The organism is Desulfosoma caldarium, from assembly GCF_003751385.1.
In the GTDB taxonomy this organism is placed as follows: Bacteria; Desulfobacterota; Syntrophobacteria; order Syntrophobacterales; family DSM-9756; genus Desulfosoma; species Desulfosoma caldarium.
The window spans coordinates 117,404-139,203 of record NZ_RJVA01000014.1 but is presented as its reverse complement, the minus strand read 5'-3'; the positions used below and the strand labels follow the sequence as shown (position 1 = coordinate 139,203).

The 21,800-nt window shown below is 55.0% G+C and carries 21 protein-coding genes; 15 read left to right on the top strand and 6 right to left on the bottom strand.

What is annotated here, in order from left to right; genetic code table 11:
* The first annotated feature begins 331 nt into the window (after positions 1-331).
* The 6 genes from EDC27_RS13245 (at position 332) to EDC27_RS13220 (ending at position 5,612) form a co-directional block, all read left to right on the top strand.
* Positions 332-1,312 (top strand): glycosyltransferase, encoded by a 981-nt coding sequence (locus tag EDC27_RS13245; protein WP_123291105.1) that lies wholly within the window; start codon positions 332-334, stop codon positions 1,310-1,312.
* Between the two features lie 106 nt (positions 1,313-1,418).
* A complete protein-coding gene (locus tag EDC27_RS13240; RefSeq protein WP_123291104.1) occupies positions 1,419-2,255 on the top strand; it encodes a flagellin N-terminal helical domain-containing protein in 837 nt (278 codons plus the stop codon).
* A 422-nt stretch (positions 2,256-2,677) separates the two neighbouring features.
* Positions 2,678-3,991 carry a flagellar filament capping protein FliD gene (gene fliD, locus EDC27_RS13235; RefSeq protein ID WP_123291103.1) on the top strand — a complete coding sequence of 438 codons (1,314 nt, stop codon included), beginning with the start codon at positions 2,678-2,680 and terminating at the stop codon, positions 3,989-3,991.
* 29 nt (positions 3,992-4,020) lie between these two features.
* The gene (locus tag EDC27_RS13230) at positions 4,021-4,392 is read left to right on the top strand and encodes a flagellar export chaperone FliS (protein ID WP_123291102.1); all 372 of its coding nucleotides are present in this window, start codon (positions 4,021-4,023) and stop codon (positions 4,390-4,392) included.
* Positions 4,393-4,434: 42 nt separating this feature from the next.
* On the top strand, positions 4,435-4,875 hold the full coding sequence (fliS, locus tag EDC27_RS13225; RefSeq protein ID WP_123291101.1) for a flagellar export chaperone FliS: 441 nt from the start codon (positions 4,435-4,437) through the stop codon (positions 4,873-4,875).
* A 371-nt stretch (positions 4,876-5,246) separates the two neighbouring features.
* Positions 5,247-5,612, top strand: a complete 366-nt coding sequence (locus tag EDC27_RS13220) for a hypothetical protein (protein ID WP_123291100.1) — start codon at positions 5,247-5,249, stop codon at positions 5,610-5,612.
* A gap of 88 nt (positions 5,613-5,700) precedes the next feature.
* On the opposite strand, the gene fliW is transcribed toward EDC27_RS13220, so the two are convergent.
* From fliW to EDC27_RS13195, 4 genes are all read right to left on the bottom strand, one after another.
* Positions 5,701-6,138: a flagellar assembly protein FliW gene (fliW, locus tag EDC27_RS13215; protein WP_123291099.1), complete on the bottom strand. Its 438-nt coding sequence runs from the start codon at positions 6,136-6,138 to the stop codon at positions 5,701-5,703.
* An 18-nt stretch (positions 6,139-6,156) separates the two neighbouring features.
* Complete coding sequence (locus EDC27_RS13210) at positions 6,157-6,591, bottom strand: HEPN domain-containing protein (RefSeq protein ID WP_123291098.1); 435 nt, start codon at positions 6,589-6,591, stop codon at positions 6,157-6,159.
* A 562-nt stretch (positions 6,592-7,153) separates the two neighbouring features.
* Positions 7,154-7,390: a carbon storage regulator CsrA gene (gene csrA, locus EDC27_RS13200; protein ID WP_123291173.1), complete on the bottom strand. Its 237-nt coding sequence runs from the start codon at positions 7,388-7,390 to the stop codon at positions 7,154-7,156.
* 546 nt (positions 7,391-7,936) lie between these two features.
* Positions 7,937-8,821: an HDOD domain-containing protein gene (locus tag EDC27_RS13195; protein ID WP_123291096.1), complete on the bottom strand. Its 885-nt coding sequence runs from the start codon at positions 8,819-8,821 to the stop codon at positions 7,937-7,939.
* A gap of 151 nt (positions 8,822-8,972) precedes the next feature.
* Between EDC27_RS13195 and EDC27_RS13190 the strand changes: the two genes are divergently transcribed.
* Together EDC27_RS13190 and EDC27_RS13185 are read left to right on the top strand one after the other, a co-directional pair.
* On the top strand, positions 8,973-10,214 hold the full coding sequence (locus EDC27_RS13190) for a J domain-containing protein (RefSeq protein ID WP_123291095.1): 1,242 nt from the start codon (positions 8,973-8,975) through the stop codon (positions 10,212-10,214).
* A 12-nt stretch (positions 10,215-10,226) separates the two neighbouring features.
* Complete coding sequence (locus tag EDC27_RS13185; protein WP_148045767.1) at positions 10,227-11,888, top strand: acyl-CoA dehydrogenase family protein; 1,662 nt, start codon at positions 10,227-10,229, stop codon at positions 11,886-11,888.
* Here the strand turns inward: EDC27_RS13185 and EDC27_RS13180 are convergent.
* Positions 11,855-12,388: a hypothetical protein gene (locus EDC27_RS13180; RefSeq protein WP_123291093.1), complete on the bottom strand. Its 534-nt coding sequence runs from the start codon at positions 12,386-12,388 to the stop codon at positions 11,855-11,857. The two genes, EDC27_RS13185 and EDC27_RS13180, sit on opposite strands and share 34 nt — an antisense overlap.
* Before the next feature lie 114 nt (positions 12,389-12,502).
* Positions 12,503-13,753 (bottom strand): sulfite exporter TauE/SafE family protein, encoded by a 1,251-nt coding sequence (locus EDC27_RS13175; RefSeq protein ID WP_245994573.1) that lies wholly within the window; start codon positions 13,751-13,753, stop codon positions 12,503-12,505.
* A 716-nt stretch (positions 13,754-14,469) separates the two neighbouring features.
* Between EDC27_RS13175 and EDC27_RS13170 the strand changes: the two genes are divergently transcribed.
* The 7 genes from EDC27_RS13170 (at position 14,470) to EDC27_RS13140 (ending at position 21,391) form a co-directional block, all read left to right on the top strand.
* Positions 14,470-14,844 carry a response regulator gene (locus tag EDC27_RS13170; protein ID WP_123291092.1) on the top strand — a complete coding sequence of 125 codons (375 nt, stop codon included), beginning with the start codon at positions 14,470-14,472 and terminating at the stop codon, positions 14,842-14,844.
* A gap of 26 nt (positions 14,845-14,870) precedes the next feature.
* Entirely contained in the window at positions 14,871-16,964 is a 2,094-nt protein-coding gene (locus EDC27_RS13165; RefSeq protein ID WP_123291171.1) for a molybdopterin-dependent oxidoreductase, read from the top strand.
* 31 nt (positions 16,965-16,995) lie between these two features.
* Entirely contained in the window at positions 16,996-17,499 is a 504-nt protein-coding gene (locus EDC27_RS13160; protein WP_123291091.1) for a 4Fe-4S dicluster domain-containing protein, read from the top strand.
* Between the two features lie 171 nt (positions 17,500-17,670).
* Positions 17,671-19,842: an NAD(P)-binding protein gene (locus tag EDC27_RS13155; protein ID WP_123291090.1), complete on the top strand. Its 2,172-nt coding sequence runs from the start codon at positions 17,671-17,673 to the stop codon at positions 19,840-19,842.
* A gap of 49 nt (positions 19,843-19,891) precedes the next feature.
* The gene (locus tag EDC27_RS13150; protein ID WP_123291089.1) at positions 19,892-20,104 is read left to right on the top strand and encodes a hypothetical protein; all 213 of its coding nucleotides are present in this window, start codon (positions 19,892-19,894) and stop codon (positions 20,102-20,104) included.
* A gap of 62 nt (positions 20,105-20,166) precedes the next feature.
* Positions 20,167-20,616 carry a CBS domain-containing protein gene (locus tag EDC27_RS13145; protein ID WP_123291088.1) on the top strand — a complete coding sequence of 150 codons (450 nt, stop codon included), beginning with the start codon at positions 20,167-20,169 and terminating at the stop codon, positions 20,614-20,616.
* Positions 20,609-21,391 carry a 2Fe-2S iron-sulfur cluster-binding protein gene (locus EDC27_RS13140; protein ID WP_211334902.1) on the top strand — a complete coding sequence of 261 codons (783 nt, stop codon included), beginning with the start codon at positions 20,609-20,611 and terminating at the stop codon, positions 21,389-21,391. The genes EDC27_RS13145 and EDC27_RS13140 overlap by 8 nt, the downstream gene beginning before the upstream one ends.
* Positions 21,392-21,800: the final 409 nt, after the last annotated feature.

The following is a 21,800-nucleotide window of genomic DNA, read 5'->3' as shown; positions in this document are numbered from 1 at the left end:
CCATTACCGGTGTTACCCATTCCCTGGACACTGTGGCCCTTTATGGCAAGTTCATTTCCCTGCTGCTGCCACAAACCTTACGATGCCATTGTGTGCACGAGTCGTTGCGCTGTGGACATGTTGCGTCGGGCGTTTCAGGAAATTCGTGAGGGTTTTCGGGAGCATTTCGGCGCAACGCTTCCTGAGCCTCCTCGACTGGTTCAAATACCGCTCGGCATTCAGCACCAGACCAGTCCTCGGCCATCTCGCGAGGCCGCCCGCCAGGCGCTCGGGCTTCCCCAGGACCATGTCATTCTAATTGAGCCTTGGGTGTTTTTCTCCCAGAACGAAAATGGACTTAAGCCCCTTTTTGGAAGGTTTTTCATGGCTCCGCCAGGCCCTGGTTCACGGTGGAGGTCCTCAAGTTATCGTGGTTTTGGTGGGGGCCGGAAGAAAGGACGATGTGCGGTTGATCTGGGAAATGGTCCAGGCGTTGGGGCTTCAGGACGTGGTGCGAGTGATGCCGAATGTGGCGGAAGAGCTGAAGGCCACCTTGTATGCCTCCGCCGATGTTTTTTGTTCCCTTGTGGACAACTACCAAGAAACCTTTGGTCTGACAGTTATGAAGGCGATGGTGGCTGGGCTTCCCGTGGTGGCATCGGATTTTAGCGGGTACCGGGACTTGGTGTCTCACGGACAGACAGGTTTTCTCATCCCCACCTGCGCCAGCAACGTCCAAGAGCCATGGGATGCCGTGGCAGGTTTGCTGGACCCCTCCGTGCTTCGATTCTTTCGGGCCCAAAAGGTGGCCGTGGACATGTCGGCAATGATTCACGCGCTTCACACCTTGATTTGCCAGATGGACGTACGCCGAAAATTTTCCCAGCAGGCGAAGCGTCGGGCTCAGGCATTCCACTGGGCTAAAGTAATCGGCGCCTATGGTGAACTGTGGAAGGAGCTGGTGTCAATGGCTCGCCGCGATGTTGGCAAAGACTATGTGAGGGACTATCGCCCCCTCATCACCCCGTCCGTCAGCAAATTATTTTCTCATTATCCCACCCGTGTTTTGGCAGACGACTCCGTGCTCGTCATGGGCCCCATGGGAAGCGCTTTCCTGGCCCAAGAGTACCGCCCCGTTAGCGATGCCGAGATGAAAATGCTCGTAAAGGAAAAGTGTCTTTGGGCCATGACGCGCCATGTGTCGCGCAGGGAGGTATCGGTCAAGGAGCTAACTCTTTGGGTGAGCAAGATTTTTGGGATGGATCGCCACGTCGTGATGCTTCATCTCGACTGGCTCATGAAGCATGGGATCCTGGAACATAAAAAATGTTAATGCCCTTCCATCGTCGTGCCGATAAGAAAGGTGAAGGCAGAAAAGGACTGGTAGAAAAAAATCACGGCAGGGATGTCAAAGACACCACATTCAAGGAGGAAGAACCATGGCTCTTCGAATTAACACCAACGTCACGTCGATCAATGTGCAAAGGAACCTCACCATTACTAACCGAAATCTCTCCAGATCGCTGGAACGATTGTCCACGGGCTATCGGATCAATAGGTCTGCCGACGATGCGGCGGGTTTTGCCGTGGCCAACACTTTCAAGGCAAAAATTGCTTCCTTGAGGGTGGCCTATCAAAACGCCACAGAATCCAATTCCATGCTGCAGGTGGCCGATGGCGCTTTCCATGAGATTGAAAACATTCTCGTGCGTATGAAAGAATTGGCAACGCAGGCCGCAGGCGATCAGATCACGAATGACGAGCGGAATTTGCTCCAGACGGAATTTGCTGAGCTGCAAGGGGAACTGGATCGCATTGCTAAGACGTCTAAGTACAACGGTGTAACCCTTATTTACGGCGAGAATACAACCGACACAACCAACTTTACATTCCAAATCGGTGCAGAAAACGTTGCTCATGACCAATTGGAGGTAAGTATCAACGCGGTTTCCACGGCCGCTTTGGGTGTCGACACTTCCCACATTGGGACCTTGGCCAGTGCTCAAGAGGCCATGACCGCCATTGACGGCGCTCTGAAGAGCATCAATACTTACATGTCAAAGCTGGGCGCGTACCAAAATCGGCTGCAACACACCATGGACAACCTGAACATCATGATCGAAAACTATTCAGCCAGTGAATCGGCCATTCGCGATGCCGACATGGCCTTTGAAGTGACCCAGTTTACCAAGAATCAGATTCTGCAGCAATCAGGCATGGCTATGTTGGCCCAAGCCAACGCTGCGCCGCAGCAAATTCTCCAGCTTCTAGGCTGATTTCGTCGTTCCACGATAACACTCTACCAGTCCGAAAAAGGGGGTGGTTTCCTTAGAAACCGCCCCTTTTTTCTGTATAAGTCACAAGGATATGCATCGGATGAAATAGAACTCATGGAATCCGTGCCAACAGACTGCCTCGAAAAAAGTTCAAGGTTTTATGTCTGTGTGCCGAAATAACAATAGAAAGGATAGACTTGTTCGAAAAGATCCGGAGCGAGAAGGCCTCGATAAGGTTTCGTCAGCATGCCCGTCAACACGCTCTGGGGAAACGGTGCAGGCGGGACATCATGGGACCTGGCGCAGTGGCTTCACAATAGATGAGCTGGGTCTTGCGTGCCGGTTTTTCAAACACAGTGCGGAAGGCTTTTTCCTTTTGGGAGCACTCCAGCAAGGGAAAGCCGAGATACAGGAGGTGAACCATGGGATTTAGCCTTAGTGGAGTCGGAAGCGGTTTTGACTGGCAGAGCATGTTGGAACAGCTGCGCAAGGTAGAGCAGAACCAATTCATCAATCCTTTAGAACAGCAAAAAAAGAAGCAGGAAGAGATCCTTTCTGCGTGGAACACAGTCTCCCAAAAGCTGTCCGATCTTCTCTCCGCCGTGCAAGGGATAAAGAGTTCGGGAGACTTCGATGTGTTTACCTCCTCGCTCACCTCATCGAGTACTGTGGATCCGGAAAGCCTTCTGTCGGTGACCGTGGGCTCGGGTGCACCCAAAAGCCGGTTTGACATTCAGGTGACCAACCTGGCTAAGGCCGAAAAGCTTCAGTCCATCTCCGTGGCATCAGCGGCCGATCCGGCGGGGTGGACGGGAACGATCACCATCGAAGGCCGGGAGGTGACCCTCGATGGCAAGAGCCTCAACGAGCTTCGCGATGAGATCAATGCCCTCAACACGGGTTCCGATGCCACAGGCGTCATGGCCGGCGTGCTCAAGGTTGCCGATGGCGACTATCGGCTTATTCTGACGAGCGAAGAGGAGGGAGCCGCCGGGTTTCAATTCACCGATGCGGCGGGGGACTATTTTTCCACATTGCAGGCGGGAGAGGACGCGTCCTTTAGCATCGACGGCATCTCCATGACCCGTTCTTCCAACACGATCACCGATGCCATTGCTGGGGTCACCCTCCGGTTGCGTGGCGAAGATGCCAGCACCACTGTAACGCTAAACATCGACCGGGATAACGAAGCTGTCGCCGACAAGATCCAGTCGTTAGTGGATGCCTACAACGGCCTTGCGAAATACATCAACTCGCAATTCAGTTACGATGCCGTCTCCAAAAAAGCGAACGGCATGCTCTCTGGCGATGCCGCGCTTCGATCAATTAAGAACCGTCTGCAGACCTCTCTCATGGACCAGGGACTTTTCAGTGTTGGCATCACCTTTTCCCGTGACGGCACGCTGGAACTGGATACCGACAAGCTGCAGGAAGCTTTGTCTCAGGATTTTTCCGGTACGGTTTCCCAGTTCAACGACATGGCCCAGAGCTTGCAATCGGTTCTGGAGACGCTCACGGATTCCGTAGAAGGGACCGTGACGACGCAAAAGAGAAGCGTTCAGGAAAAGATCGAGAAATTGGGCAATCGCATGGAAACTCTCGACGAGCGTATTGACGCGCGAATGGAACGGCTGAAAGCGCAATTTATCGCCATGGAAAACGCCATGAACACGATGAACAACCAGATGTCAGGCCTTTCCCAGCTCTTTTCCAATTTGTTTACCAGCACTTCCTAGGAGGAAGAATCTGCACTCAGGAGGAAAAAATGACCGCTTGTACCATGCCGGCAGCCCAGCCATGTGACACATCTCAAAGCGATCTATTGCCTCTTATCGTTAAGTGCTACGATGCGCTGCTTCGGGACTTTCACAATGCGAAGCAGGCCTGCGCCGACGGTCGCGAGGATCTCGTGATGGATACTCTTCGCCATGCTCAAGAGCTCCTTACCGAACTGCTTGTCGGTTTGGACTACGAACGCGGTGGTGAGATCGCCGTCAACCTTGGCCGCATTTACAATTACATGCTTCGGGAACTCATCGCTTGGCATGGAGCCCAAGCCCAGCAGACCCTGGACCGTATGATCGCCATGACGGGGCAGCTTCGAGAAGCGTGGGTGCGCGTGGCCGAAGCCGCCTAAACTTTTCGGCCTCGGAAGACGAAGGATGTGGAGGTTCGATCGATGGTCATGAACAGAGCGCAGAATGCTTACCGAAAAACCAACGTGGAAACTGCGGACACAGCCAGTCTTGTCCTGATGTGTTATGACGCCACGATTCGAAATTTACAGCAAGCTAAGGAATACCATGCGTCCCGTCGGATGGATGAGGCCTATAATCGCATTCGCCATAGCCAGGACGTTATCACGGAACTGCTGGTGAGCCTGGATTTCGAACGCGGCGGGGAAATTGCCATCAACCTTTCGCGCGTTTACAACTACTTGCTTCGAGAGCTCATCGGTATCAATTCCATGAAGTCGCCTGAAATTTACAACGGCCTGATAACCATCTTGGAAGAACTTCGCGAGGCGTGGCAGGAGGTCAAGAGAAAATACGATCGCGGAGAGTTGGACCTGGGTGGCTTGGAAGGCGCGGAAAACTGGGCTCGATCCATCACGGCATAAGCGCGCGAACGTCTAAATGTTGCTGGATGATATGGACTCCCGTTTGCGCGGGCGTGAGGGTTTCTCTTCGCCTATGTAAGCTCTCAGTGACCTGTTCGATCTCAGTTTTTCATGAGGAAAAGTCCAGGTTGGTGTGTTCCATGGGGGGAGCGCGTCCCCGCGATCCGCGCAGTCGCACTTGCCAGAGGCCATGTTTTCGAAACGCTCTGGAGCCGTTCCTTTGAGAGCATGGAGGCCAACGTTTTGCGATTCATTCGGAAGGCCCAATCACGCCAGTTTTTGCACACGCCGTTAAGGAGAAGGACACTGCGGGGCCGGTCGGGCGCCCCAATGCCGCTACCTACATGGCTATGAAGACCAGGAGGAATCGCGTGGATGTACCTCCCTCCATGGATTTGCTGATCCACTTGGTGAAAGAGCTTCGAGGCCATCTTCGGGCGCTATTGAAGGCGGTTGCTCAAGACGCGGAGGCCGACGTCATCGATGAGGTTGTGTCACGGTGTTCCGAGACGGTGGCACTGTTGCAAAATGTGGGAAATTCTTTCTCTACTGTGTGGGAAAATGATGAGGAACAAAAAAAACATGCCCACGCTCTTTTTACAGAACTGTGGAAAGACTACCAGACCTGCATGAAGACGCTCGCTACCGCCTCAGCGCGCACCGCCCAAGAACTCGCCGGCATGCAAAAGATCGAATCCGCATCTCGCCAGTACCAAAAAATCGCTCATCTGGTCTGAATCCCTTGCGAGTCTTTCACGACTCCTCGTCTTTCCCCGGGCTATCCCCCAAGGAATTTCCCGGCTCCCTTTCCTAGCGTGCGGGGGCTCACGGGGTTTCTTCCTTCTTGGTATCTTTCACAATGTGCACAACGCTTTGTTCTTCGCCCGCTTCAATGACCCATTGGTAGGCTTGGCGGTTGGAAGCGTTCAAGAGCAGGGGCGTGCGCACGTGGGGGCGCACGGTGCGCGTTGTTCTATCAAAGGAAATCAATACGAGAATGGCGAGATCCTTGGAGTCCTGGAGGTCGATAAGGGAAGCGCGCATGGCGGGAACTGTGTACTGAAGCCCAAAGACATCTGGGGGGCTGACCACAAAGGCCACATCGGGGTGATCCACGGCTTGAAGCCACTTAAAGGGACCTTGCCGGAGTTCCACGAGCACGTAGCGCTTGAGGTTTTCAAAGCCAGGAATGCCCCATGGAAAATGAATGAAGGTAGCTTCGTCCAGCTCAAGGGTGCCAAATCGTGTAGTTGAAATCTTCATGCCGCGTACTCTTTCTCGTCAGGGGAATGATACCGGAATGTCAGGGGTCTGAAATGACCCGGAAACGAGATCATAAACAAACGAAGCCTCTCGAATGGCTTCAGTGACTTCTTCGGCTCCGTATTCTTCAGTGGGAATAAAACCTTCCGCTCCGTATAAACTGAGTTCACGCTCTTTTTGAAGACTCTTGGAAATTTTTCGAATTTCATGAAGATTGTTGGCAAAATGTCGAGGCAAATGTCCTTTGAATTTTACCAGAACTCGCCCTACGCCGTGAATCGTGGGCACCTCCTCGCCCAGGGCTCGCAAGATGGCCTTAAGCAAAGGTTCTACGAGTTCTTGGACCTCACGAACCACCTCAAAAAAGGCCTGTCTGTCCTGGTAAAATTGGAGCGCCTCCAAGCCCACTCTGGCCTTATCTAAATTACCGTGAGCGAGTGTGTCGGCTTTCATCCAAAAATTTCTCACTTTTGGGAAAGGTTGGGATTGGGGGTTGTCCAAAGCCAACCCTCCACCATGGATTCCTTTTTGACATGTGCCTTGACAAGATATTCTAAGCCTCGCAAACAAGCGTGCCGCAAGGCCAAAGGGCTCATAGATGATTTGATAAGTCTCCGCAAGATCGTCATAGATTGGGCGCATGATGGAAGCTTCGTCTTTCATGAGAATGTACGGCAACAACTCTCAGTAAATACGGTGTTTTTCGTAAAACTTTGAGCCAAAAGCTTTGAGCTTCATTTCGATTTCTCGCACAGACTCGTCGATGCGCTCTGAATCCCTTTGTGTCGTCGAAAATGATGAGAAGATCCAATTCGGGGTTTCGTCTGCTTTCCCGGCGAGCAAAGGACCCGAAGAGGATGCAAGCCAAGAGCCTTGGGCCATAGTGGGAGATGGTTTCCTGCAAAACAGCTTGAATGTAGGCCCGATGCCGTGGCGAAAAGGTCCGGAGTTGCTCGGCGGTGGCTTTTATGTTCATGACGGCTTTCTGCAGAGTTTCACGACTGTTCGATATCGTTCACGAAGTTTTTGACGAAAACGTCTTGAAAAGGGCCTCCACGTCGTCGGCTTGCAGTGAGGCGGCCCGCAGGTTTTCTTCCCGAATCTTTTGGTAAAGTTCCTCACGGAAGATGGGCACGTGCCGCGGGCTTTGAATTCCTACCTTGACCTTGTTTTGGTCCACGGCGGTGATGACCACTTGAATGTCATCCCCGATGCGGATGGCTTCTCCCACCTTGCGGGTCAGAATGAGCATGGTGTCCCCCGTTACGGCGGTCGTGCGTGCCCGTATGGTGCAAGGAAACATTCACCGCAAAAACGTTATGGTTTTCCCATGAGCTTCGCGCCGAGTGCTAAAGTGTGGCCCCGGCCCAAACACCCGCCTTTCCTAGACACCCTATCAGAAAAACTCGTTGCAAGCTACCTTGAAACCTTCGGCTCCCACAGCAACCGTTCCGGACTTGCGTTTTCCAGTGAAAACGCTCTGGTATTCGTTGTCTATGTGCCCGCAGCCAGCCTGAATGCACAGCCAAAAGGACGGCGTAGCCCGTGATGCGCAACACCCGCTTCACGGCACCGGTTAGGCCAGGGCATCTTGAGCCGCTCCCAAAAGAGCAATTTTCTGGCACGCATTTAAGGAATCTAGCGGATAATGTCTTTTTCAGGAAACCTGGGCGCCCCACCCGCTTGGCGAGCGGGTCGAAGGCCCGTGCGTTTAAGGGAAACGCTGCCCTTGTTAGACGGCTTCTGGCAGAGGCTTCCGAAAGCCTTGCCCCTTTGTCTCCTCGATAGGCCGTGTGGATCATGCGGTTAAGAATTTTTTTGTTTCGTCCAGGGCGACAAAGACGTCCGCCATAAGTCGTTCGATGGTGCGGGCGTCCAGTTTCAGGGCTTCAAACACATGGTCTTGGTTGGGGTTGAGGAACCCATCGACGCCGGTTCCAATGCCCATGGCCCCCACCATTCGGTTGGCGGCATAGACGATGGCAGCGACCTGGTGGCTTTCTTCGGCATCTTGAGGGTTATGGTGGTACGTGATGCCAGCCACCACGGCGGGCGGGAAATTCCAACGTCGCGCGATAAGTCCACCCAGTTCCTGATGATCAATGCCCAAGATATTTCGTTCCGCTTCCAGAAACGATTGCCTTCGGGTTTTGATGATATCAACGATGGGATTGCGGGGTCCGTCACCTCCGAGGTAATGCTCGACGTACTGGTTAAGGACCGTTTTGCCGATGTCGTGCAAAAGCCCGGCGGTGTAGGCGGTCAAGCGCTCCGCGCTGCCCACTCTTTCAGCGATTCGGTCTGCCATGATGGCCGTGCCCACGGCGTGCTCCCACAATTCACCCTCTCGAAGGTCGTAGCCCTTGACGGCGTCGTCTTGAAAGCGGGCCGAACAGGCCGCCAAGATGACTTCCACCAGAGCTTTTTGGCCAAGGGAAATGATGGCCTCTTTTAGGGAGCGCACCTGTTGTGTGCGCCTGAAATGGGGTGAGCGGGCCAAGGCGAGAACCTTGGCGGCGATGGCCTGATCGTATTGAATAACAGTTTCGATGTCTTCCACCGGCGCCATGCGCTGCAGCAACGGCATGACCTTTTGGACCACATCGGGGAAAGGCGGCAGGTTTTCCGCAACACGAAGGATTTCGTCCAACGGCTTGTCTTGAAGTGTTGTGGCACGTTCCATGTAACCTTCTCCTCACCGTAAAGGCCTACCCGTTCTCCCTGGTTTCTCTCTTACCTTATCGGAGAACTCGCACAAAGTCTTGAACCCAAAAAGTCAAAAAGCTATGCTCGTTGCACTTTGAAAAAACCCGTGGGTTAAAGGATCAACGCTCATGGCGGTACCGGAACAGGCCACATCCAAGGATTATCAACTCCTGGGATTACAGCCTGGAGCGTCCATTGACGACGTGAAGCGCGCTTACCGGGAAATGGCCAAAAAATGGCATCCCGACCGCTACAGCGACGCGCCCCCGTGGGCTCGGCTTCGCGCCGAAGAAAAGTTCAAAGATCTTCAAGAAGCCTACCAACGAATCGTTAGAGGGCCCTTACCCTCTGGGCCCGGATCCAGCGAGGCGACCAGTGCAAGGCAGTCTGGGGGATTCAAACAGGCCTCAAGTCCTGGTCCTGGGACGCGTTCATCGAAGCCTATAGGCGCTTTTTCAAGGTCTTCGCTCAATACCCTTGGGAGATGGGCCGGCTTTGGCGCCGTGGTGGCCATGATTGCCCTGTGGGCCGTATGGGCCTTGCGGCTGGAAGGCCCTATCCCTTGGGAGAGGCGCAGCGCGAAAAAGCCTAAAGCCCCCATGATTCAGAACCAGGAAGCCGCGAAACCTATGCCGCTCCAGTTCCCCTCGAGGCCTCAGCACCTGCTTTCGTCACCGTCTAAGGCGCCCGTACCGGATGTGAATCTTGACGAACCATGGCCCCCTCATGCCAAAGTCCCACTCCAAACCGAAGCCACCTTTGGCCTGGGCAGTACGGAACGCGACGTCCTTCGCGCCCAGGGTCCTCCGGACCGGCGCAGTGCCGGCCGCTGGACCTACGGGCTTTCCGAAGTGCGTTTTCAGGATGGACGTGTCGTGGGCTATGACAATTTCGACGGCAGGCTTCGCGTGCTTGTTAAGCCCACCAGAGCACCCGAGCAGGTGGAAGCCACCGGGTTTTTCACGCTGGGTTCCAGCCGGGATGAGGTCCTGCGCGTTCAAGGAACGCCCACGGCGGTTCGCGGATCCGTTTGGCATTACGGATTCAGCTCGGTTCGGTTCGTGGAAGATCGCGTGGCGGCCTACGACAATGCCTTTGGCAACCTCAAAGTGCGCCTGCTGCCGTCTCACCAATACCTGGATAAAATGCAGGGCGTGCCTCCGTCCTTTTTCACCATCGGCTCTTCGACCGATGAGGTTTTGGCGGTCCAGGGGACGCCCACAAGCGTGCGCGGCAACATGTGGTTTTACGATTTTGCCAATGTGTTGTTTCGAAACGGACGCGTGGGATGGGTGAGCGATCCCCAGAACAGGCTGCGTTTTGTGGAAAAGGAGGCCCTTGCCCAAAGGGCCATGCCAGAACGCCAATGAGGGAGAGTGATCATGGAACAAAGGGGATTCTTGGAGTCGGCGTACCGGGGTGTCTTGGATGCTTCCATTTTCGAAAGGTTTCCCATTCATGTGGACCGCACCAAGGTGGAGGCTTTGGTGGGGGCCTATGAGGCGATTCTTAAGGACTTTCCCGTCCAAGATATTGAAAGCCTCGGGCGAGTGCCCGACGAAATGCTGCGGCGCATGGCTCAAGCGGGCCTTTTCGGCTTCTCGGTGGCCAAACAATACGGAGGGCTGGGCTTGAATCTTTGGGAGTATCTGGAAGTGATTCGAGAAATGGCCCGGCGAGATCTTTCCGTCGCCTTGGTGTCCATCGCGCACCTGTCCATCGGCATCAAGGGCATCCAGCTTTTCGGCACCGAAGAACAAAAGGAAAAATATCTTCCGGCCGCGGCATCCGGAGACATGATCTTTTCCTACGCCCTCACCGAACCCCTTGTGGGATCCGACGCCAAGCATATTCAGACCACCGCCGTTTTTTCGGAAACGGATGGGTGCTATGTTTTGAACGGCCACAAAACGTACATCACCAACGCCAACTATGCGGGAGGCCTCACCGTCTTTGCGCAGCTCGACCCAGAGCATCCCGGGCACATGGGCGCCTTTATTGTGGAAACCCACTGGGACGGCGTGAAAATCGGCGCCGACATGCCCAAGATGGGCCTCAAGGCCAGTTCCACGGCGGCCATTCATTTCAAGGACGTCAGAGTTCCCCGGGAAAATCTTCTAGGAAAACCCGGAGACGGATTCAAGATCGCCATGACCATTCTGAACTACGGCCGCTTGGGGCTCGGCGCCGCCTCCACGGGCCTCATGGAGCAGTCCGTGGAAGACATGGTCCATCGTGCCCGCACGCGGGTGCAATTCGGGATGCCCATTGAGCAGTTTGAGCTCATTCAGGAAAAGATCGTCAAAGGCCGCGCCGATGCCTTTGCGTGTGATGCCATGACGACGCTCACGGCCTCCTTTCTGGAAGCGGACCCGTACCGCAACACGGCCATGGAAACGAGCCATGTGAAGCTTTTCGGAACCACTCGCGCCTGGCACGTGCTGTACGAAGCGCTTCAGACCGCCGGCGGATCTGGCTACCTCACCACGCAACCCTACGAAAAACGCCTGCGGGACTTTCGTGTAACGACCATTTTTGAAGGCACCACGGAAATCCACTCCATTTATCCACCCCTTTTTGCCATGCGACGCATGGCCAAGGGAATGGCCGAACTTTCCGGAGGATGGTGGGCAAAAGTTCGAGCCCTGTGGAGGGAACTCAGCCGCCCCATGGCCTGGACCCTTCCGGTGACGGACAAAGACCTGCGCCGTGCCGCTCGGCAAGCTCAAAAAAACGCCCGCTACCTGCGCTACGCCCTGTGGTGGCTTCTGGTGCGCTACGGCAAGAAGGTTAGCACCAAGGAATACGTGTTGCGCCGCTTGACCACGCTGAGCCTTTATACCTATGCCATCTTGGCCATGGTAGCCCGCATGCAAAAGGATTTGGACCGGGGGCTTTTGACGGATGAGAGTCGACTGCTGCTTGCCTATATGGTGGAGGAGATGAAAGCCTGCCGAAGGCAATGCCTAAGGTTATGGAATACTCGAAAAGAACGTCTGACCGGGGAAATTTACCGTTGGGTGCGTGGGGCGGCATCCGAATGAGCTGCATCGGCTTCGACCATGCCGAGCACCGTTCGAAAAAAGGGCAGTTTTCGTGAAACCCGAGAAAACACGAGGCGCGAGACCACGTAAAAGACCAGAAAGACCACCACGTAATTGAGGCCGAAGGCGGTGCCGGGCACACGAAGATCCAGGTCGGTGTATCGGCTTTGCAGCCATGACAAAGCAAAGAAAATAGGCCACAAGGCCGCGGCCGACAGAGCGATCTTAAAAAAGAAAAGTCGGCCCCATACGTCGTTACCTTCCCTATTAATGGCCTCAAAGGCGGCATGATCACCCATCTTTTCGGCATTGTCGGAAAGCTTCTGATACTGAGCGAGGTCTTGGGTGAGTTTCTTGAGGTGCCTATGGTTGATGCGATACCCCAAGGCAAGGGTAAGCTCCCCCACGATGGTGGCCAAGATCGCCATGAAGGCCTGGTCTAACAGATAGGTGCCGATGGGACCAAAGTCGGTAAAACCCGTCCAAGAGAACAATGACATGGCGTGTCCTTTGAAACAGAAGGACGTCGGCGCCCGAAAAGCGGCGCCGACGAGTCTTTGTTGCGCCGGGGCACGATGGAGTCACCCCACACAAGAGCCGAAAAAAGGCCGTTCTTACGGTAGCCAGCTCTTACCAAAAAATCCCAAACTGAAGTAGCGAAGTCCCACGTAAATGGCAAGCACCACGAAAAGCCTCTTAAGCCAAATATCTGGAATGTACTTTTGCGTTCGCGGTCCGATCATGGATCCCACGAAAATTCCGATGAGTTCCAAACCGATGAGGGTCCAGTCCATACCGGCCTTGGCCACCGTGATGTAGCTGGTGATGCTGGTGATCATGCTCAAGAGCACGGCCATGGCCGACGTCCCGGCCACCACGTACATGGGAGCTTTGACGAACGTGGTCAGAAACGGCACGTAAAGGAAACCACCTCCGACACCAAGAAAAGACGAGATGGCTGCGATCAGCAGGCCGCCGCAGAAAATGACAAGCGGATTGAAATGAAATTCTGTACCGAAGAATGTAAAGGTACTTCTGGCTAATGAAAAAGATTTGAATTGGATGCCTTCCGTTTCCGCACCTTTCTTTTCCGCCATGGCCTTTTTGAAGGCTTGGGCTGCTTCCTTGGCCGCCTTTTTCTTTTGTTGGCCTGCCGGTGTGGTGTCGTAGAAGAGAAAAGCCCCGACGACAAACACAAAGAGGCCGAACCAGCCTTGATACTGCTTAAAGGTGATCTTGCCCCCCGTAAGCCACGGGATGAAGATGGCACCGGCGATGGATCCCAACGCTAGAGCGACACCGACGGGCCATGCCAAGGTGCGGGCTTTCAGATAGTTGATGGTGCTGATGAGAGCTGACAAGCCAACGAGGAATTGGTTGGAAGTGCGCACGCTGTCGGTTATCGCCTTGTTGAGTGATGGTACCGTTTGGGTAAAAGTTTTGGCGTAGGGGCCGAGGCCCAACACCGTCATGTGGCCCACACCGGCCATGATGCCGCCGAAAGCACCGACTGTCGAAAAAATCCAGCCCACCCACACGGCCCAGAGGATGGCCACCACATAGTTCATGCGGGGTGCCCCCGGAATGCCAAAAGCTCCCCGTGGAGCCTCCGGATCGATGAAGCCCTTTTCCTTGCCGATCGGGGCCTTGGCCACTGCCTCACCGATCTTTCCCGGCACTCCCAACGTATCACCAACCCGTTTCACTTCGGGGGCGGAAGTCGGCTGCATCGCTTGGGTGGAAGCCGTTTCTTGATGCTGCGTGTCCTGTTGTTGGCTCAGAGCCGGTCCCGCCATCATTCCGCACATCAAGAGTGCAGTGACGAAAACCAACCATACCAGAGACCACCGAAAACTCTTTCTCATGTCCACACCCTCCTTCTAAAGCAAATGGTCATTAAAAAACGCCGTCAAAAATTTCCGCCGAACCTCGGCGTTCACACCTTCCGCGTGTCACGCGGACCCTTGCTCTTTAGGCAGCTTCTGTGCCAAGTGCGATGAACATTTAAGCCGAGGGACTAAGGGCCGGAAAATGGCTTGTGAAGCCTATGGAACGTGCCGCATCAGGCGTTAGGGTTCAGCCGACGTAGCCGTATAGAGGATTTTCTTTGCCACATCGTCATCCAAAAACCCGGGAAAGGCGCCATAAAAAACTTGCGGTGCAAATAAAATGATGCACCTCTTCCCACTTTCGTGCCACCGCTACAACATGTTCGGCACGGAGCCTGACGCGGCGGCTTCGTCAATTGTGCGAGGTGTTCGAAAGCGAAGAGGTGATGGGCCCGCTCGATGGCCAAGCGAGACGAGCGCCATCATGCGGCCATCTAGATAACCTGTGCTGCGGCTTCAGGTGTTCGGACATGACTCCGGCCGGCATGGGAATGGGACAGCTGCTGGTGGCCACTTGGCACGGTTCCGTGAGGCTAAATTCAAGTCCACCGTGGCATGAACATTGCCACAAGCCCGGTGAAATCTAAGCTCACGGGGGCTCGTGGTGAAGCTTGAGGCTCTTGTTTTTCCAAAAAGGGGCTGCCCTCCAGCCGCTTTGCGGGCGCTGGATCGAAGGCTCAAGGGGTCTTTTCATGGCGCTCATCATGGTTTTAGATGATGAAATGGATGCGTGTCGTTTAATGCAGAGGGTTTTGGCCAGGCTGGGGCATGAAGTGGAGGCTTTTTCCCAGGCGAACTCCGCCCGCCGATGGCTGGAGGACCATGAGCCGGACCTGGTTTTGCTGGACATGAAGCTAAAGGACGACGATGGCTTGTCCATCCTTCGGCTTCTCCGGGCACAACGGCCTGAGGTGGGGGTGATTATCATCACGGGATTTCCCTCCGCGGAAACGGCGAAGGAGGCGAGCCAAATGGGCATTGATGACTATTTAGTCAAGCCTGTGGAGCTCGAGGAGTTGGAACATCGAGTGAAGATGGTTTTGGAAAAGCGTATGTTGGTTGCATGAAGGTCAAAAAAGGAAAGGAACATCGCATGAAGAAAAAAGAAGTGTACAGTTTGTGCTTTATGTGTTCCGTTCGCTGTCCCATCAAGGTGACTGTGGAAAACGGCCAGGTCAAGTGGATCGAGGGGAACCCGCACGTACCGGGCATGGAAGGGAGCCTGTGCCCTCGAGGTGCGGCGGGCATCGCTCTTTTGAACGACACTCAGCGCGTGCAATCTCCGCTCATTCGCAGCGGCCCACGAGGCAGCGGCAAATGGAAAAAGGTTTCCTGGGACGAGGCCTTGAATTACGTGGCCGAAAAGCTCAAGGAAATCATCGCCCAGCATGGACCCCAAAGCGTAGTCTTAGGTGAAAGAACCCAACTGGCCACCCATGTGAGCAAAACCTTCATGCGAGCCATCGGGTCTCCCAATCATTTCACCCACGATGCCATTTGCAAGGGCTCCGTCAACACCGCCGCTCGATCCCTATTCGGCTATACGGACGCCCAAATGAGCTTTGACTACAAGAACACCAAGCACATTGTTTTATACGGCCGCAACTTTTTTGAGGCCGTTGAGGTCAAGGCTGTCAACAGTTTGATGGAGGCCGTCGAAAACGGTGCTAAGATCACTTACATTGACCCTCGAGTCACGGTGACCGCCACGAAGGCTCATGACTACTTCATGATTCGTCCGGGCACCGACTTGGCCCTCAACTATGCTTTGATGCACGTGATCATCAACGAAAAGCTCTACGACGCCCGCTACGTGCAGCGCTGGGTGGATGGGCTTGCGGTGCTACAGGACTTTGTGCAGCCCTACAGCCCCGAATGGGCGGAACGGGAAACGGGCATTGAAGCCCACCGCATCGTGACTTTGGCCAGGGAGATGGCCAAGAAGAAGCCATCGGTTATTTTCCACTTTGGTTATCGCGGAGCCAGTCATCCCAACGAAATCTATCTCCGTCGTTCCATCATGATCCTCAATGTTCTGATGGGCAGCGTGGAAGCCAAGGGGGGGCTCTTTTTCAAAAAGGGTCCTGGCGAGGTGGGAGGCAAACCGGCTCGAAAACTGACGGAACAGGAAGGTCTTCCATCGGTCAACGTGGTGCGCTTTGACAAGGTGGGAACCCCTGACTTTCCTTTGCCGGACAAGAACCATGGCGTAGGCCAGATGTTGCCGTTGGCCATCCTGAACGAAGACCCGTACCCGTTGAAAGCCCTTATTGCCTACCGCTTTGAACCGCTTCTGTCCATCCCCGACCTTAATCAGAACAAGCGGGCTCTGGAGAAACTGGACCTGGTCGTTAGCATCGATATCAACTATAGCGATATCGCGTGGTATTCGGATGTGATTTTGCCCGAGTCCATGTATTTGGAGCGGCTTGATTGCCCTCAACAGGCCAACGGGTTAAAGCCGCAAATGTTTCTTCGCCAGCAGGCGGTGAGTCCTCGTTACGACACGCGCCCCGGCGCCATTATTTTAAAGCAATTGGCGGACCGCCTTGGTCTGGGGCAGTACTTCCCGTACGAGACCATGGAAGATCTCGTCCGCTGGCAGCTGGAAGGAACGGGGTTTTACTTGGAAGATTTCGACAAGAAAGGTTTTGTGGCCTACACGGACAAGCAGATCTTTTGGGATCGGGACGACGGCCTCAAGTTCAAGACGCCGTCGGGCAAGATTGAACTGGTGTCTTCTTTGCTAGAAAACGCGGGATACCCATCCTTTCCGGCCTATGAGCCGGTTCAAGCGCCTCCCGAAGGTCACTATCGCCTAATGGTCGGCCGCTGTGCGCAACACACCCACGTTTCCACGCAGAATAACCCGTACCTCAACGAACTGGTGCCCGAAAACCGTCTTTGGATTCACACCAAGGAAGCGCAGCGTCTGGGCATCAAGGACGGCGATTGGGTGGAGGTGTCATCCAAGGTTGGATCCGGGCAAATTCGCGCTTACGTCACCAGCATGATTCACCCGGAAGCGGTCTTCATGCTGCATGGCTTTGGGCATGAAGCGCGATTGGCGGCCCGTAGTTTCAATCGAGGGCTCGCCGACGCGGTTCTCCAGGAAAACATTTCAGATTGCATCGGTGGAAGTCCAGCCCTGGACCATACGACGGTGACGGTTAAGCGAGTTCAGTGAAGACGATGAAACGACGGCGAAGGAGTGGCTCATGAGTCAATATTATCTGTTTCAGGATGCGAAGAAGTGCATCGGGTGTCATACCTGCGAAGTCCAGTGCAAGGCCAACAAGGGATTACCCCTGGGCCCGAAAGTGTGCCAGGTGGTGGAGGTGGGGCCCAAGTTTGTGGGGTCCCTGCCGCGGGCCTCTTACATTTTCATGCCGTGTTTTCACTGTGAAAATCCGTGGTGCGTGGCGGCGTGCCCGACGGGCGCCATGCAAAAACGGGCCAAGGACGGCATCGTCTTCGTCGACGAGGAGCTCTGTGTGGGGTGCAAGACCTGCATGTCCGCATGCCCGTGGGGGGCTCCCCAATGGAATGTGGAGGCGGGCAAGGTGGTGAAGTGCGATTATTGCATGGATCGTGTGGATCAGGGATTGAAACCCGCGTGTGTGACCGTGTGTACCACCCACTGCCTTCACTTCGGAAAACCCGAAGAGGTGCGCGACAAGCGGCGGGAACGCCACGCCAGGGCCCTCTCGCCACTGGACTAGGTCACTCGATAGAGACGCCAACTTGTGGAAGCCGTGCGAGGCGCGGAACCGTATCGCGCTTCGCAGGATTTCAGCACATTGCAGCAACGCCAGGAAATTCGGACAAGATTCTAGCGTGCGGGCATCGGCGGGGAATTCATTTCACTGCACAAATCTTTGAGGTCATCACCCATGATGCTTTCCTCATGTCCGGTCAATGGTAGCCTTCGGCATTTTCAAGAACTTGTTGCCGCGTCGGCGATCACCACGCCGCGCTTTCGCCACGTGGTGGAGGAAATTCTCCTGCTCCTGGAGGATATTGCCTGGGGCCGGGGCGGCCGAGATCATCTCAATGCCCTGCAAGAGCTTGGGGAAACCCTGAGGGCTCGTGGTCCAGATCTCCCTACGGTGGAGGCGGGCCGCTTTCTTCTAGACACCTTGAATGAATACCAGGAAGTGTTCGTCAGCCACATTGAAACCCACAATTGTGCCACGGGCGATTGCGTCAAGCTGGCGCCTTCTCCGTGCCAGATGGCGTGTCCTGCGGGATTGGACGTTCCCAGCTATGTGACGTTGATTGGTATGGGCCGTGAGGCAGAAGCCATCAGGATTATTCGTGAGGATAATCCATTTCCGTGGGTCTGCGGCCTGGTGTGCACGCATCCGTGCGAACTCATGTGCGTGCGAGGACGTGTGGACAAACCCATCAGCATCAGGGACCTGAAAGGCTATGCGGCCGAACGCGCCATTTCCCGGATGGAATATGTTAACCCGCCGCCGCCGCCCCTCAACGGCCGCAAAGTGTGCATTGTGGGTGCCGGCCCGGCCGGTTTGACTGCCGCCTATTTCCTGCGGCTCAAAGGATACCAGGTAACCGTCATTGAGGCCTTGCCGGTGGCGGGAGGCATGATGATGGTGGGGATTCCACGGTATCGCCTGCCACGGGAAGTGATCGATCGGGAAGTGGCCTTGATCGAGGACCTAGGGGTGGAGATTCGGCTCAACACGCGGTTTGGTCAAGACGTCACCATCGACCAGTTGCGCAAGGAAGGCTATGAAGCGTTCCTGATTGCCATCGGAGCCCACGGTTCTTACAAACTCATGATACCCGGGGAAGATACATATCCTCAGGTGCTTAGCGCCGTCGATTTTCTGCGCCAGGTCGCCTTAGGTGAACGACATGCTCCGGGGAAAAGAGTGGCCGTCATCGGAGGCGGCAATGTGGCTATTGATGCCGCGCGAACCTGTATTCGACTGGGCTGCGAATCGGTTACGCTTCTGTATCGGCGAACGCGCTCGGAAATGCCGGCCTATGAAGTGGAGGTGCGACAAGCGGAAGAAGAGGGGGTGCAGTTTCAGTTTCTTACGGTTCCTGTGGAAATTAAGGGATCGAACGGAAAAGTGACGGCTCTGCGATGCCTTCGAGCCGCACTAGGGGAACCTGACTCGAGCGGGCGACGGCGGCCGATTCCCGTGGAAGGCAGCGATCATGAGTTTGGTGTGGATTGCGTTATTGCAGCTATTGGCCAGGTTATCGATCCCAAAGGGTTGGAGCAGTTGGACGGCTTGTCTTGGTCCAAGCGGGGAACCTTGAAAACGAACACGGTGACCATGGAGACCACCCAAGAGGGGGTCTTTGCGGCCGGAGACGTGGTGACGGGCCCGGCGACGGTCATTGAAGCCATCGGCATGGGCAAGGTGGCTGCCGACGCCATTGATCGATACCTTCAGGGGCTCCCTCAACCCAAGATGCCTCCGGTACCCGTGCGCCGCCGCCGCTTGCCGTTCCTCAACGTCTCTGCATCCATGAAGATGCGGCTGGAAAGGCCGCGAATGGCTGAGCTCAACGTGGACCGGCGTCGAATTACTTTTCAGCAGGTAGAACTGGGGCTCTCGGAACAGGAAGCCAGGGAGGAAGCGCTGCGATGCCTGCGCTGCGACGTGTGCCGACGCTGTGGCCTGTGCGTGGAAATCTGCCGGGATAAGATGCAGATTGACGCTTTGAAGTTCGGGTATCTGGACCAGGAACACAGGGCAGAGACGGATTTTCGCGTGACGGCGGAAAAGTGCATCGCTTGCGGAGCCTGCGCCACGAATTGTCCAAACGATGCCATGCAAATCGAGGATCAGGACGGTTCACGGGTTCTTTCCATTTGCGGGACGGTTCTCAACCGGCTCAAATTGGAATATTGTGAAGAATGCGGGAGGGTGCTGGGTCCGGAAAGGTATCATGACTTCATCATGAAGCGCATGAAGCATTTGGCATTGGTGATTGGAGGGCATCGCCTGTGTCTAGAATGCGCCCGCAAAAAAGCTGCAAATAGCCATGCGGAGGTAACACTTCCCTCCATAAAGGAAACGTGAAAGGTGGCAATACCCTTTCCCGGTAGGCGGCACGACAAAGGAGGGCCCAATGGCGTTTCGTCGAGGACAAAGAGTGGAAGTTTACAGAAGGTCCACGGACGAGTGCTGGGAGCCATACATGGATGAGTACGTGGGCGCTCGCGGCGTGATCACGGATCCAGACACCAGCAAGAACGACCCCACTGCCCTCGTGGAAGTCTCCTTAGACGACAAGGGCACGCACCGTTTCCCTCAGGATTGTCTTCGGGTTATTGATGATTGAGGGAACATGGCCTTTAGGCGGAAGCCAAAGGTATTCTTGGCGCTGCCGAAGAGGGAGTGTTCATGAAAGTTCAGGAATTAATGGAATGCAAAGAGCACGAAATCCACAGCATCGAACCCGAGAAGACCGTGGCAGAGGCCATTGACGAGATGGCGGCATTCCACATCAGTGCTTTGATTGTCATGGAAGGAGGCCGCCCCGTGGGTATTTTCACAGAAAGGGATGTTGTCAAAACGCACCTGAAGTTTCGTGACAAACCCTTCACGGCCGTCAGGGTTCGGGATAGCATGACGGAAAAACTTATCGTGGCCCGCCCGGACGATGATCTTCATGGGGTTATGTCAGCCATGATCCAGGCGGATATTCGACACATGCCGGTAATGCTTGAAGGTCGCATCGTTGGCGTTTTGTCCATGCGCGATATCATCCGTCATTATGTGGGATCTCTGAAGGCGGAGCTCAACTACCTCCAGGATTATATCGGCCGGCTGGAAGAGGCGCAGCATGACTGAAAGGAAGGTGCCTTCCATGGTCACGATCACCATCGATGGACAGGACTACCAGGCGGAAGAGGGTCAGACGGTCTTACAGGTTATGCGCCGTCATGGCATCGTGGTGCCGACCCTATGCTTTCATCCCGCTTTGAAACCTTCGGGCAGTTGTCGACTGTGTGCCGTGGAAGTGGTCGGTAAGTCGGCGCGGTCCTTGGCGATGTTGTCGTGCGTTATGCCGGTCAAGGAGGGTTTGCGTATCAAAACGAATGGCGAGGTGGTGGATGCGGCGCGCACCAAAGCCTTTCGTAACCTTGTGCAAATGGCTCCTCAAAGTCAAAGAATTCGGGACTTAGCCCGGCAGTACGGTGTGGATTTGGGACCTCCACCGGATGGCTGTGTACGCTGCCGCCTGTGCATCCGCGTGTGCAAGGAAATTATCGGCTCGGGGGCCTTACGGATGGAAAAGCGAGAGGGTATCTCCTTTGTGGTTCCTGTGGAAGGGGCGTGCATCGGCTGTGGCACGTGCGCCAATATTTGTCCCACAGGCGCCATTACGGTGCGCGACAGTGAAAACACTCGCACCGTCTGTATTCGTGACGAAGTCATCGGTATTCATGCCATGGAACGGTGTCAGGCGTGCGGGCGCCCCTTTGCCACTCGTAAATTCGTAGAATACGCAGAGCAGCATGCTCAGCCACACCCGGAGTTGAAGGAACACCACCGGTATTGTCCCACCTGTGCTAAGATGCTGGCCGATCGCGTGAAACTGGCGCTGCGACAAAAGCAGCGATAATCTCCATGAAAAGCGCTCTTCCTTGGTGCCAGCTAAGCATCAATTTTTTCAAGTTATGGTGCCGATTCCCTTGAAGGGACCGCCTGCTGAGGCTTCCCCATAAGATGGGTAAGGGCGTTCCGTGGAATAAAGCCCCGCTTAAGAGCCTTGCAAGGACCGGCTTCTGCCGGTCCTTATTTTTTGATGGATCCACAGACCCGTGCCCATCGGCGCCGCGAGTACCCTGATCGACAGAGGGTTTTAAAAAATATCTAGAGCGTTGTCTCAAAAAACAGCCATGTTCTGGGAATAGGCTTTGCGAGCCGTGCCACTTTTACGTTCAAGGTATGGTCAATGGGAGTGCGTATGGCCGTCCATGGCGTTTTCATGCGCCTGTTGACCATTTGGACGTCGTGGGGTAAACGAAATA